This is a genomic window from Nocardia ignorata NBRC 108230, from assembly GCF_001612905.1.
Taxonomy (GTDB): domain Bacteria; phylum Actinomycetota; class Actinomycetes; order Mycobacteriales; family Mycobacteriaceae; genus Nocardia; species Nocardia ignorata.
This window is the reverse complement of record NZ_BDBI01000021.1, coordinates 12,989-27,639: the sequence shown is the minus strand read 5'-3', so window position 1 is coordinate 27,639 and position 14,651 is coordinate 12,989. Positions and strand designations below refer to the sequence as shown.

Genomic DNA, 14,651 nt, shown 5'->3' with positions numbered 1-14,651 from the left:
CGCTCACGACAGGATCTCCTCTGGCACGTCGTCGGTTTCGGGTTCGGTGGCCGGTTCGGCCGGGGTTCCGGTGAGCGAGAGGAACACGTCGTCGAGGGTCGGGCGGACCACGACGGCGTCGAGCACGCACACCCCCGCGTCGTCGAGCCGGCGCAGGGCCTCGACCATCGTGCGGGAGCCGTTGCCGACCACCACCGATACTTCGTCGCTGCCCGGCTCGTGGATCGGCGTGCCGACACCCACCTGATCGAGAACCGAGACCGCGAGATCGGGGCTCTGCCCGGCGGCCAGGGTGACCGTGAGCCGGTCGCCGCCGATGGAGGTCTTGAGTTCGTCGGCGGACCCACGGGCGATGACTGTGCCCTTGTCGATCACGGTGATCCGGTCGGCGAGCAGGTCGGCTTCCTCCAGGTACTGGGTGGTGAGCAGCACCGTGGTGCCGTCGTCGACGAGGTCGCCGATCACCTTCCACATGTCCAGGCGCCCCCGGGGATCGAGGCCGGTGGTCGGTTCGTCGAGCACGACGACCGGCGGCCGCGCGACGAGGGAACCGGCCAGGTCGAGTCGGCGGGCCATACCACCGGAGTACGTACCCGCGCGTCGGCTCGCCGCGTGGTCGAGACCGAGCGCGGTGAGCAATTCGTCGGCACGTTCGGTGGCCTGCTTCTTCGACATGCCGTAGAGGCGCGCCACCATGCGCAGGTTCTCGTATCCGGTCAGGTTCGCGTCCACCGCCGCGTACTGGCCGGACAACCCGAGGCGGGTGCGGGCCGCGGCCGGATCGGCCAGCACGTCGACCCCCGCCACCCGCACCGTGCCCGCGTCGGGGCGAAGCAGGGTGGTGACGATCCGCACGGTGGTCGTCTTACCCGCGCCGTTGGGCCCGAGCAGGCCGAGCACCGTGCCCGCCGGTATCTCGAGGTCGATCTCCTTCAGTACGCGCACCTTGCCGAAACTCTTGGCGAGGCCGCGCACTTCTACCGCCAAACTCACGGACGCATCTCCTTCTCGGCGCCGCCGCACACGGTGATCCCGGGCACCCCGTCGAGATGGCGGTGCAGCACGGGGCCGATCGCCGCCAGCGCCTCCGGTGTGGTCATCGCCGCGTGCCTGCAGGGCAGGTCGTGGTTGTGGATGGTGCCGGTGACGAACTGTTGCCAGGAACCGGCCCGCCTGGCGGGATCGGCGGCGTTGATCTCGTCCGCCGCCGCGGTGAAGAACAGCAGGTCGCCGTCGAAGGTGCGCGGCCGGAACGCGTTGGCCATCACCGTCCCGTCGGCGTACCCGGTGTAGAGGCGTTGCAGGTTGTCCACCGACAGCGCCGCGAACGGCCCCGGCTGTGCCCGCAGCAGATCCGCCGCTTCGTGCAGGTCGAGGTCGGCGGGCAGTGGTGCGCCGTCGACGAGGTCGGCACCGAACTCGCCGAGGATGTCGGCGACGCTCGGCATCGCGGTGTCGAGCCAGCGGTCGCCGAGCTGGTAGCTGTCCATCATCGCCAGCAGCGCAACGTCCTCGCCGAGTTCCTGCAGCTGCACCGCGATCTCCTGGGCGATGAGCCCGCCGAGCGACCAGCCGAGCAGGTGATACGGCCCGTGCGGCTGGATCGCCCGGATATTGGCCACGTAGTGCCCCGCGGCCTCCGGGATGGAGGTGAAGCTGTCCTGACCGGACACGTGCGGGGCCTGCAGGCCGTACACGGGACGATCGGGAGCCAGGTGTGCGAGCAGCCCCGAGTAGCACCAGGCCAGGCCGATGGCCGGGTGCACACAGAACAGCGGGGTGTCGTGCGGTCCGGTCGACGGGCGGATCGGCAGCACCGGTTCCAGGGCGGCGGCCATCACGTCCGCCGGGTCCGCGCCGTCGAGCCGGGCGGCGATGGCGGCCGGCGTGGCATCGCCGAACATCATCTGCACCGGCATCTCGTAGCCCTGCTCACGCAGTGCCGCAACGACTTTGGTGGCCAGCAGCGAGTTGCCACCCAGTTCGAAGAACCCGTCGTCGGCGCCGACCCGCTCGACACCGAGCACCTCGGCGAAGGCGGCACACAGCGCCACCTCGGCAGCAGTCACCGGTGCGCGGTACCCGCCCGAGGCGGTGAACACCGGTTCGGGCAGCCGGGCACGGTCGAGCTTGCCGACCGGGCTGAGCGGCACCTCGTCGAGCAGCATGATCGCCTGCGGCACCATGTAATTGGGCACGTGCGCACCGATGTGCTCGAGCAGTTCGGGCACCGTCGGCGACGCACCCGCGCGGGCCTTCACATACGACACCAGCGCGGTGACCCCGGCCTGAGTGGTGTGCCCGACGGTGAGCGCCAGCTCCACGTCGGGGTGCCGGGCGAAGGCCACGTCGATCTCGCCGAGTTCGATCCGGAACCCACGCACCTTCACCTGGTGGTCGGTGCGGCCGACGTACTCCACGTCGAGCGCCGACTTCCTGCCGTCACGCCAGCGCACCAGGTCGCCGGTGCGGTACATGCGTTCACCGGGCGCACCGTACGGATTGGCGACGAAACGCTGCGCGGTGAGCCCCGGCCGATTGTGGTAGCCGCGGGCCAGTGCCGCACCGGCCAGCTGCAGTTCGCCCGTGACGCCGATCGGGGTGGGATGCAACCGCCGGTCGAGCACCGTGGCCGAGACACCGCGGATGGGACCGCCGATGGTGATCGGGCCCTGCGGGCTCATCGGTTGCGGCATCAGGGTGACGATGGTCGTCTCGGTGGGTCCGTAGACGTTGTAGAAGTTGCGCCCCGGCGCCCAGCGGGCGAGCAGGTCCGGCGGCAGCGCCTCACCACCGGTCAGGATGTGCGCGAGCGAATGCACACCCGCCGGATCGACGGTGCCGAGCGCGGCGGTGGTGATGAAGGCGTGCGTGATCCGCTCCCGGATGAACAGCTGACGCAGATCCTCGCCGCCGACGATGCCCGCGGGCGTGATGACGAGGGTGCCCGCCCCACCGAGCGCGAACAGGATGTCGAGCATCGACCCGTCGAAGCTCGGGGTGGCGAAGTGCAGCACGCGGCTGCCCGGTCGCACGTCGTAGCGGTCGGCGCATTCGGCGGCGAAGTTCGAGATGCCGCCGTGGGTGACCACCACACCCTTCGGGGTGCCGGTCGACCCGGAGGTGTACACCACGTAGGCCGGGTTGGCCAGGCGCAGCGGCCGGACCCGGTCGGCGTCGGTGATCGGCGCGTCGTCGGTGCCGAGCACGGTGGCGCGGGTGTGCGGGTCGTCGAGCACCAACCACCGGCAGTCACCGGGCAGCTGGTCGCGGTGCGCGAGCAGGGTCAGCCCGATCGTGGCACCGGAGTCGGTGAGCATGTGACTGATCCGCTGCGGCGGGTAGTTCGGATCCACCGGGACGAACGCGGCACCGGCCTTGGCGACCGCCAGCATGGTCGCCACCGACTCCACCGAGCGCGGAATACCGAGCGCGACAAGGCTTTCCGGGCCGATACCCTGGCCGATGAGCAACCGGGCGAGCCGGTTGGTCCAGCGGTCGAGGGCGTCGTAGGTGACCACGGTGTCGCCCGCGCTGAGCGCCACACCGTCGCGGGCCCGCGCCGCCGCGGCGTCGAACACCTCGGCCAGGGTGACCGGGGTGTCGGGCCGGGCGCCGTGGACGGGTGCCAGCGCGGTCCACTCGACCGCGTCGAGCAGGGCCAGGTCGCCGACGGCGGTGTTCGGGTCGGCGGCGACAGCGGTGAGCAGCCGCACCAGGCGGTCGCCGAGGCGGCGCGCGGTGACCTCCTCGAACAGGTCGGCGGCGTAGTTCACCGACAGGGTGATGCCGTCACCGACGCGATCACCGGTCTGGGTCTCGGTGAAGGTGAACTGCAGATCGAACTTGGCGATGCCTGCGTCGGCGTCGACCGCCTCGATCCGCAGGCCGGGCAGTTCCAGCATCCGCACCGGGTTGTTGCGCACCGAGAGCATCACCTGGAACAGCGGGTGATGCGCCTGCGAGCGCGCGGGATTGAGCACCTCGACCAGCCGCTCGAACGGCAGGTCGGCATGGGCGAAGGCGTCGAGGTCGCGGTCGCGCACGGTGCGCAGCAGGTCGACGAAGGCGCGGTCGTCGGACACCTCGGTGCGCAGCACAAGGGTGTTGACGAACATGCCGATCAGCGCGTCGAGTGCCGGATGACCACGTCCCGCGCTGGCGGTGCCGACGACGATGTCGTCGGTGCCCGTCACCCGGTGCAGCAGCACCGCGAGCGCGGCGTGCAGCACCATGAACATGCTGACGTTGTTGGCGGCGGCGATCCCGCGCAGCGCCCGGTGGGTGGCGGCGTCGACCGTGCAGTCGACGGTGCCGCCCCGGTAGGAGGGCACCGGCGGGCGCGGCCGATCGGCGGGCACGGTGAGCAGTTCGGGCAGCCCGCCGAGGGTGTCGCGCCAGTGGTCGAGCTGCTTGCGGATCAGCGAGTTCTCGTCGTCCTCGGTGCCGAGGAGCTGCTGCTGCCACAGCGTGTAGTCGGCGTACTGGATCTCGGGGATCTGTTCGCCGAACGGTTCACCGGTGCGGATGCCACGGTACGCGGCGGCCACCTCGGCGGCGAGCGGTTCCAGCGACCACCCGTCCATGGCGATGTGGTGCACCACCAGCACGAGCACGTGCTCCTGAGACCCGGCGACTGCCAGTTTGGCCTGGGCGGGCACCGGCAGCCCGGTGCGGTCGACGGTGATGAGCGCTGCCCGCAACGGCACCGAGACCGAGAGGTCGAAGCCCGGCGCCGCGAAACGCGCGACGGCGGCGTCGACCTCGTGCGGCGTCGCACTCGCATGGAAGAGGGTGACCGCCGCGAGCTGCGGGTCGAGGACCAGTTGCTCGGGCTCGCCCGCCGTTTCCGGGAACACCGTGCGCAGCGTCTCGTGCCTGCGTTGCACCGTGTGCAGGGCGGCGATGAGTGCGTCGAGGTCGATCGGACCGTGCAAGCGCAGCACCACCGGGATGTTGTACGCGCCGGCGGACTGGTCCTGCGCGCCGGCGTTGAACCGGTTGAGGAACCACAGCCTGCGTTGGGCCGCCGAGAGCGGGATCCGTTCCGGGCGATCCTGTTTCACCAGGTCCGGGCGGCCTTCGTCGCCGGACGGCCCGGTCTCCACCAGCGCCGCGAGCTCGGCGACGGTCGGTGCGGCGAACACGGTACGCACCTCGAGTCGCACATTGCTCGCGGCCGCCAGCCGGGCGACCAGCTGGGTGGCCAGCAGCGAGTTGCCGCCGATGTCGAAGAAGCTGTCGGTGGCCGACACGTCCTCGACGCCGAGCAGCTCGGCGAACACTCTGGCCACCAGGCGTTCGGACTCGGTGCGCGGGGCGCGGCCCGCCGCGACGGTGAACTCCGGTTCGGGCAGCGCCGTCCGGTCGAGCTTGCCGACGGGTGTGAGCGGCACGGCGTCGATCAGGTTCAGCGAGGCCGGAACCATATGTCCGGCCAGGTGTTTGACGGCGTGATTGCGCACGTCGGCCAGATCGGCCGGGACCGCGCCTTCACCCAGCTGCACCCAGGCGACGATCCGGTCGTCACCCGCGATGGTGCGCACCTCGGTATGGGCGAAACGGACATCGGGGTGGCTGCCGAGCACGGCGCTGATCTCACCGAGCTCGATACGGAAACCGCGCACCTTGACCTGGTGGTCGCTGCGGCCGAGGTAGTCCAGTTCGCCGGTGGCGGTCCAACGCACCACGTCGCCGGTGCGGTACATGCGGCTGCCCGCGGGCCCGCACGGGTCGGCGACGAAGCGCGATGCGGTGAGCCCGAATCGCTGGTGGTAGCCCTGGGCGATGCCCGCACCGCCGATGTAGAGCTCGCCGGGAACCCCGGTCACGACCGGTTTCAACCGTTCGTCGAGCACCAGGGCCCGCGATCCGCGCACCGGTGTACCGATGGTCACCGGCACACCGACCCGCAGCTCCGACATGGCCGCGATGACGGTGAACTCCGTCGGCCCGTAGGCGTTGACGAATCGGCGCCCGGGCGCCCAGTTCTCCACCAGGTCCGGCGGCACGGCCTCGCCACCGGCCATCAGCCCGCGCAGGCGCGGCAGCGGCCAGCGGCTCGCGTCGATCGAGGCGAGTACGGCGGGGGTGAGGAAGGTATGGGTGATCTCCTCCCGTTCCAGCAGGGCGCCGAGTTCGTCGCCGCCGTAGACGTCGATCGGGCCGATCACCATCTCCGCGCCGGAGTACACCGCGAGCAGCATGTCGAGCACGGACACGTCGAAGCTGGGGGTGGAGAAGAAGAACGTCCTGGCGAACCGGTCGAGGCCCATCCGCTCGCGCAGGTCGAGCGCGAGGCTGACCAGACCACCGTGGGTGACGGTGACGCCCTTGGGCAGACCGGTCGAGCCGGAGGTGTAGATCTGGTACGCCAGGTCGGCGGTGTGGATGGGGCGGATGCGTTCGGCGTCGCGGATGGGGGCGTCGTCGTATCCGGCCAGTTCGGTGTGCAGGTCGGGGTCGTCGACCAGCAGCCACCGGGTGTCGAGAGGTCCGGCGGCCTCGCGCAGGGCGGGGGCGTCGGCGCTGGTGGTGAGCACGGCGCGCGCACCGGAGTCGGTGAGCATGTGCCGCACCCGGTCGGCCGGGTAGCGGGGGTCGACGGGCACGAACGCGGCACCGCTCGCGGCGACACCGAAGATGGCGAGCGCGCAGTCCAGCGACCGGGTGAGGCCGACGGCGACTCGATCGCCGGTGCCGATCCCGCGTGCGATGAGGGCGCGACCGAGCCGGTGGGCCCGGCGAGCCACCTCGTCGTAGTCGAGTTCACCGACCTCGCCCGCCACGCTGCCGCCGGCGAACCACCGCAGCGCGGGCCTGCTCGGATACCAGTCGGCGGCCCGGTCGATGATGTCGGACAGCACCACCGGGGTGACCGTCGCCGGGCCCTGCGCCGGGACGAGCGCGCGATGTTCGGCGACGGTGAGCTGGTCGATATCGCACACCAGCCTTCGCGGGTCGGCGGTCACCTGGGTGAGGATCGCCGCGAACCGGGTGGCCAGCGTCTCGATCGTCTCCCGGTCGAAAAGCTCGGTGGAGTAGACGAATTCGAAACGCTGCCCGTCGCCGTCGGGAGCCACCCGCAGTTCCAGGTCGAACTTGGCGCGGGCGATGTCGAGCTCCTCGGCGCGCAACCGCAGACCGGGCAGTTCCAGTTCCGGTGCGCTGTCGTCCTGCATGCTCAGCGCCACCTGGAACAGCGGGTGCCGGTTGTTGGCCCGGCTGTCGCGGCCGAGCGCGTCGACGACCCGTTCGAACGGCAGGTCGGCGTGTGCGAGCGCGGCCAGCTCCGAATCGCGGTCGGCGTGCAGCAGCTCGGTGAAGCTGGCGCCGGGGTCGACGTCGGAGCGCAACACGAGCGTGTTGACGAACATGCCGACCAGCTCGTCGAGCTGGATGTCGGTACGTCCGGCGACCGGGGTGCCGATCGGGATGTCGCGACCGCCGGTGACCCCGCGCAGCAGCACCGCGAGCGCCGAACGGACGACCATGAACAGGCTGACGCCGGTGTCGGCCGCCAGCTCCTCCATCGCCGCACGCAACGGCGCCGACACCGGGCACACCACGGTGGCCGCCGTGCCCACCGGCTCCGCCGGACGCGGCCGGTCGAACGGCAACGGCAGTTCGTCGGGCAGTTCGGCCAGCGTCTCGCGCCAGAACGCGAGCTGGGTGGCGGCGATGCTGTCCGGGTCGTCCTCGGCGCCGAGCACGGCCCGCTGCCACAGGCTGAAGTCGGCGTACTGCACCGGCAGCGGTTCACGCACCGGGACACTGCCGCCGGCGCGCGCCACGTACGACACCGCGAGATCCTTGGTCAACGGGCCGAGCGACCACCCGTCGGCGGCGATGTGGTGCACGACCACACCGAGCAGGTACTCCTGAGTGCCGGTGCGCAGCAGGGAGACTCGCAACGGCGTCTCGTGGGTCAGATCGAAGCCCTGCCTGGCGAACTCGGCGAGCACCTCCTCCGCCCGTGCGGGATCGGTGTCGACGGGCTCGATCGCAGGCACCGACCCGGCCGTCGGCAAGACCACCTGCTGGGCGCCCGAGAGGTCCTCGGGGAAGACCGTGCGCAGCACCTCGTGCCGCTGCACCAGGTCGGTGACCGCGCCGCGCAGGGCGTCGATATCCAGATCGCCGCCGATTCGCAAGACGAAAGCGATGTTGTAGGCGCTGGATTCGGGTGACAATCGGTTGAGGAACCACAGTCGTTGCTGCGGCAGCGACAGTGGTATGCGTCCCGGGCGCGGGGTGTGTACCGCCAGCGCCACCCGCTGCGTCCGGGGCGCTTCCGCGATCAAACCGGCGATGCCCGCCACCGTCGGCGCCTCGAAGATCTGGCGCACCGGCAGATCGACCTCGAAGTCGGCGTGCAGCGCCGCGGCCAGCCGGGTGGCGAGCAGCGAGTTGCCGCCGATGTCGAAGAAGCTGTCCTCCGCGCCGGGCACCGGCCGACCGAGGATCTCGGTGAACACCGCGGCCACCCGCATCTCGAGGTGGGTACGCGGTGCGCGCGATCCACCTGTCGCCGCGAATTCCGGTGCCGGAAGGGCCTTTCGGTCCAATTTGCCGGCTGGCGTCACCGGCATCCGGTCGAGCACCGCCAGCGCGGCGGGCACCATGTAACCGGGCAGCCTGCCGCGTGCGGTGTCGAGCACGGCCGCCGGTTCGATCGGCCCGTCGGCGGTGACGTAGGACGCGAGCCGCTGCTGACCGTGTTCGTCCACGTGCACCACGGTCGTCGCCGAGCGCACCCCCGGGTGTTCGCGCAGCACATGGTCGATCTCGCGCAGCTCGATACGGAAGCCACGGATCTTGATCTGGTCGTCGGCGCGGCCGAGGAAACGCAGGCGTCCGGTGGCGTCGGCGACCACGAGATCGCCCGTGCGGTACATCCTTTCGCCCACCCGGCCGTGCGGGTTCGCGACGAAGCGCTGTGCGGTGAGCCCGAGTTTGCCCAGGTACCCGCGTGCCACGCCGGGACCGGACACATACAGCTCGCCCGGAGTCCCCGGCGGCACCGGGTGCAGCCGGGAATCGAGGAGGAACAAGCGCATACCGCGCACGGGCACACCGAGCGGCACCGGTTCGCCGGGCACCATGGCGACGCTCGCGGTGACCGCGACGGTCGCCTCCGACGGGCCGTACATGTTGTGCATCCGGTAGCGACCGGCCCAGGTGTCGACCAGTTCGTCGGAGCAGGCCTCGCCGCCGACGATGACGGTGTTGAGTTCGGGGAACTCACCGGCGGGCACGGTCGCCAGGGCGGCCGGGGTGATGAAGGCGTGCGTGATCCGCTCCGAGCGAAGGAATCCCGCCAGTTCGGCGCCGCCGTACAGGTCGGCCGGGGCGACGACGACGGTCGCGCCCGCGGCGAAGCCGAGCAGCAGCTCCAGCACCGAGGCGTCGAAACTCGGTGAGGAGAAGTGCAGGGTACGGGCGGCATCGGTCACCCGGAACAGCTGGGTCTGCTCGCTGGCCAGCGAGGAGATGCCCGCATGGGTGACGACGACCGCCTTGGGCAGGCCGGTGGAGCCCGAGGTATAGATCAGGTACGCGGGCTGGGTCGGCCGCATCGGGTGCGTGCGCTCGATGTCGCGCACAGGCGCGGCCGAGCGGTGTGCGCAGTCGGCCTCGAACGCGGCGGTCCCGAACACCAGCCATTCCGGTGCCCGGCGGTGCTTGCCGACGGTGGTCGGCAGCGCGGCGAGGTGTTCGGGCAGGGTGAGCCCGAGCACCGCACCGGAGTCGCCGATCATGTGCGCGATGCGCTCGGTGGGGTACGCCGGGTCGACCGGCACGTACGCGGCACCGGTCTTGGCCACCGCCCAGATGGCGATGATCGATTCCAGCCCACGCGGCAACGCCACCGCCACCACCGACTCGGGGCCCGCGCCGTGGGCGATCAGGCTGCGCGCCAACCTGTTCGAGCGCTCGTCGAGCTCCCGGTAGGTCGTGTCGAGCCCGAGATAACGCACCGCGACCGAGTCCGGCAGGCGCTGGGCGGTATCGGCGAGCAGGCGCGCGAGGGTGTCGGCCGGCTCGGCCGGTGCGCCCGCCACGGGCACGAGCCGCGCGATCTCGCGACGGTCGAGCAGCGGCAGGTCACCGATCGGTTCCTGCGGCGCGGCCAGCGCGGACCGCAGCATGGTGGTGAACCGGCGGGCGATGGCCTCGATGGTCGAGCGATCGAAAAGATCAGTGGCATAACCGAATTCGGCGTGCAATGGGCCGTCATCGTGGTTGTCGCGCACCTCGAGCTGCAGATCGAACTTGGCGACACCGGTCTGCACGGGTACGAGTTCGGCGGCCACACCGGGCAGTTCGACGCGCAGCTCGGGGGTGCGGTCGTAGGACAGCATCACCTGGAACAGCGGATGCCGGTTGGTCGACCGGTCCGGGTTCACCAGTTCGACGAGCCGTTCGAAGGGGACGTCGGGGTTGGCGAAGGCGTCGAGGTCGGTTTCGCGGACCTGGTCGAGCATCCGGTCGAAACCGGCGCCGAGGTCGACCTCGGTGCGCAGCACGAGGGTGTTGACGAACATGCCGACGAGTTCGTCGAGCGCCGGGTCGGAACGTCCCGCGATCGGGGTGCCGATGGTGATGTCGGTGCTGCCGCACACACGCGCGAGCACCGTGGCCAGCGCGGCGTGCAGCACCATGAACATGCTCACCCCGCGGCCGCTGGCGAGTTGGGCTGCTGCCCGGCGTGTTTCGGCATCGATGGTGAAGGCGACCGTGTCGCCGCCGGTGGTCCGTCGCAGCGGGCGCGGGCGGTCGAGCGGCAGGTCGAGCTGATCGGGCAGTCCGGCGAGGGCCCGGCGCCAGTGCCCGAGCTGACGCCCCAGCGGTGCCTCCGGGTCGGTCTCGTCACCGAGCAGTTCTCGTTGCCACAGTGCGAAATCGGCGTACTGCACGGGCAGTGGCGTCCACCGCGGCGCATTGCCGTCGGCGCGGGCGGCGACGGCGGTCATCAGATCCCTGGCCAGCGGCGCGACCGACCAGCCGTCGCCACAGATGTGGTGCAGCACCACGACCAGCAGATGCTCGTCGGGGGCCAGGCGGTACAGCACCACCCGCAGCGGAGTCTCGTCACGCAGGTCGAAGCCGCGACCGGCGACCTCGGCGACGAGGTCGTCGATCCGGCCGTCCACGTCGCGCGCGACGAGATCGGGTGCCACGGCAGCGGCGGGATGGATCAGCTGGTACGGCCCGTCCGGGCCGTCGGGGAAGCTGGTGCGCAGGCTTTCGTGGCGGTCGAGCACGTCCCGCAGGCCGACCCGCAGGGCGGTGAGGTCCAGCCGACCGGTCAGCCGCAGCGCCAGCGGCATGTTGTAGGCGGCGGCGTGTTCGGCGAACCGGTTGAGGATCCAGAGCCGCTGCTGGGCCAGCGACAGCGGCACCCTTTCCGGCCGGGTCGCGGGAACCAGCTCGGGCGTGGAGGACTCGGGCCGGTGGGTACTGATGTACTCGGCCAGCGACGCGATGGTCGAGTACTCGAACAGGTGCCGGATGCTGATGCTCGCGTCCAGGGTGGTGTTGATCCTGGCGACGGCGCGCGCGGCGACGAGCGAGTTGCCACCGAGGTCGAAGAAGCTGTCCTGCACGCCGATTCCGGTGCCGTCTAGCGCGAGCACCTCGGTGAAGATCTCGGCGAGCGCGCATTCCAGCTCGGTCTGCGGTGCGTCCGCGCCGGTGGTCACCCGCACACCGACCTCAGGGGCGGGCAGTGCCTTGCGGTCGACCTTGCCGTTGGCGCTCAGCGGCAGTTCGTCGAGCACGACCAGGGCCGAGGGCACCATGTAGGAGGGCAGCGCCCGGCGCAGCGCCGCCATCAAGGCCGCCACCTCGGGTGTGGCGGCGCCCGGCGCGGCGACCACGTAGGCGACGAGTTCGTCGTCGCCGGTGCGGCTGGTGCGTGCCACGCAGACGGCACGGGCGATACCGTCCTGAGCGAGCAGCGCGGACTCGACCTCGCCGAGTTCGATGCGCAGACCACGGATCTTGACCTGGAAGTCGGTGCGCCCCAGGTATTCCAGGATGCCGCCGTCGAGCTGCCAGCGGGCCAGGTCGCCGGTGCGGTACATGCGTTGCCCGTGGGTGAACGGGTTGGCGACGAACCGGTCGGCCGTCAGGTCGGGCCTGCCGAGGTAGCCGCGCGCCAGCTGGGCGCCCGCGAGGTACAGCTCGCCGACCACGCCGGGCGGGACCGGGCGCAGCTGTGAATCGAGTACGTAGGTCTTGGTGTTCCACACCGGCGACCCGATGGGCACGGTGGTCGCCCCGACTGGGCACGGCCAGTAGGTGACGTCGACCGCGGCCTCGGTCGGCCCGTACAGGTTGTGCAGTTCCGGCCCGCGCAGAGCCGCATGGAAGTGGGCGACGGTGGCGCCGGGCAGCGCCTCACCGCTGCAGAACACCCGCCGCAGGTTCGCGCCGCCGCGCACGCGCGGATCGGTGACGAACAACGACAACATGGACGGCACGAAATGTGCTGTGGTGACGGACTTCTCGGTGATGATCCGCGCCAGGTACGCCGGATCGCGGTGCCCGCCGGGTGCGGCGACGACCAGCCGCGCCCCGACCTGCAGCGGCCAGAAGAACTCCCAAACCGACACGTCGAAGGTGGCCGGGGTCTTCTGCAGCACGGCGTCGCTGTGGTCGAGCGGGTATTCGGCCTGCATCCACCGCAGCCGATTGACGATGGCGGCGTGCGTGACCGCCACCCCCTTCGGCTTGCCGGTGGAGCCCGAGGTGAAGATGACGTAGGCGGGGTGGTCGGGCCGCAGCGGCGCTCGGCGGTCGGCGTCGGTGATGGGGGCGATGTCGTGCCCGGTGACGTCGAGCGTGTCCAGATCGACACGCACGGCACCCGCAGGCAGTCGCACACCGTCGCGAGCGGCGGTCAGCACACACACCGGCTTCGCCTGTGCCACAACGGCATCGATGCGGTCGACCGGATGTTCCGGATCGATCGGCAGGTAGGCGGCGCCGGTGGCGAGCACGGCGTACATGCCGATCACCATCTCGATGCTGCGGTGCAGGCACAACCCGACGGTGGTCTCCGGGCCCGCACCGCGCGCGATGAGTTCGCGGGCCAGCTGGTTCACCCGTTCGGACAGTTCGGTGTAGCCGATGGCGCGGTCGCCGTACTCGAGCGCGACGGCGTGCGGGCTGCGTCGCACCTGATCGGTGAACAGCGAGACGAGCGTGCCGGTGGGCACCGGGATCTCGGTGGCATTCCATTCCCGCAGCACGCGTTCGCGTTCGGTCGCGGTGATGGCGTTGAGCGCGTTGGCCGGGCTGTCGGGGGCGGCGGCCAGGAACCGGGCGAGGAAGTCCAGGTAGCGGGCGTGATGCGCCGAGTTCTCGGCCTCGCCGTAGAGGCGGGGGTTGGCCTCGAAGTCGAGCTGGATGCGGCCGCCGTCACCGTTGTAGATATTGATGGAGAGGTCTTCGACGGGGCCGGTCGCCAGCACGTGCAGCTGACCGGTGATGTCATCGAATTTCAGCTCGTCGTGGAACAGCATGATGTTGACCATCGGCCCGAAGAACCCACGGGCGTCGCGCGAGTAGCCGCAGTCGCGGCGGATGTCGTCGGAGCGGTAGCGCTGGTGCCGCAGGGCGCCGGTGATCTGCAGTTCGGTCTGGCGGACCACGTCGGCGACGGTGGTGTTCTCGTCGAAACGCACGCGCAGCGGAACGACGTTGGACACCACACCCGCCGAGCGGCGCAACGCCACGGTGGTGCGCGCCGAGACGGGCAGGCTCAGCACCACGTCGGGATTGCCGGTGACCGAGCGGACGTAGGCGGCGAGGGCGGCGACGATGAGCGCGGAATTGGCCGAGTTGTGCGCGGTGATCGCCTGCGTGAGCAGGGTGTCGAGGTCGGTGTCGAGCACGGCGGTCGCGCGGTGCCGGCCGGGGTCGTGGGTGTCGCCGGTCGCGGTCACCGACGACAGTGTCATCGGCTCGCCGACACCGGCGAGCTGCTGCATCCAGTACTCGCGGTCGGCGTGGAAACGGCTGGACTCGCGGTAGCGCGACTCGTCGGCGTAGAGGTCGACCAGGGCGGCGGCGCGCGACACGGAGGGTTCGCGCTGCTCGCCGACCGCGGTGTAGATCTCGGCGGTGCGCGCGAGCGCGTTCATCGCCCCGTATCCGTCGATCACGATGTGGTGACCGCGCTCGTACCAGAACCAGTCGCGCTCGCCGATGCGCAGCACCACATTGATGGTGAGCGGCTCGTTCTCCATGTCGATGGGCGTGCTGGCGTGCTCGTTCATCCACCGTAGCGCGGCCGCGCGTGGGTCGGGCTCGCCGCGCAGGTCGAGGCGGGCCCAGCCGGGTCGCCAGCTCGGATCGACCCGCTGATGGGGTACGCCGTCGATCTCGAGTAGGCGCACGTGTCCCACCTGGGATTCGGCACCGAATCGCTCGATGGCGTAGAGCAGCCTGCCCGGGTCGAGATCGCCGTGCAGTTCCACATAGTGCGCGATCGTGAGCGGGATGTCGGGCCTGATGCGTTGCGCGTACCACAGCGCCGTCTGACCGGGCGACAAAGCGAACGGCTGGCTCGAGTCCTCGTCGGTGACGCATGAGCTGACGCGGTCGGTGGCCAATGAACTCATCAAGCACTCCGTTCTGGT

The 14,651-nt window shown here is 70.7% G+C and carries 2 protein-coding genes; both read right to left on the bottom strand.

The features are described 5' to 3' along the window. Positions 1 to 3: 3 nt before the first annotated feature. Complete coding sequence (locus tag NI2_RS17945) at positions 4 to 993, bottom strand: ATP-binding cassette domain-containing protein (protein ID WP_067492211.1); 990 nt, start codon at positions 991 to 993, stop codon at positions 4 to 6. Further along, positions 990 to 14,633 carry a non-ribosomal peptide synthetase gene (locus NI2_RS17940; RefSeq protein WP_166655703.1) on the bottom strand — a complete coding sequence of 4,548 codons (13,644 nt, stop codon included), beginning with the start codon at positions 14,631 to 14,633 and terminating at the stop codon, positions 990 to 992. Before NI2_RS17940 ends, NI2_RS17945 begins: the two co-directional genes overlap by 4 nt. Between the last annotated feature and the right edge of the window lie 18 nt (positions 14,634 to 14,651).

Bases quoted from the DNA above. Each gene is read 5' to 3' on its own strand.
- NI2_RS17940 (WP_166655703.1), bottom strand. From the start codon at position 14,633: ATGAGTTCATTGGCCACCGACCGCGTCAGCTCATGCGTCACCGACGAG.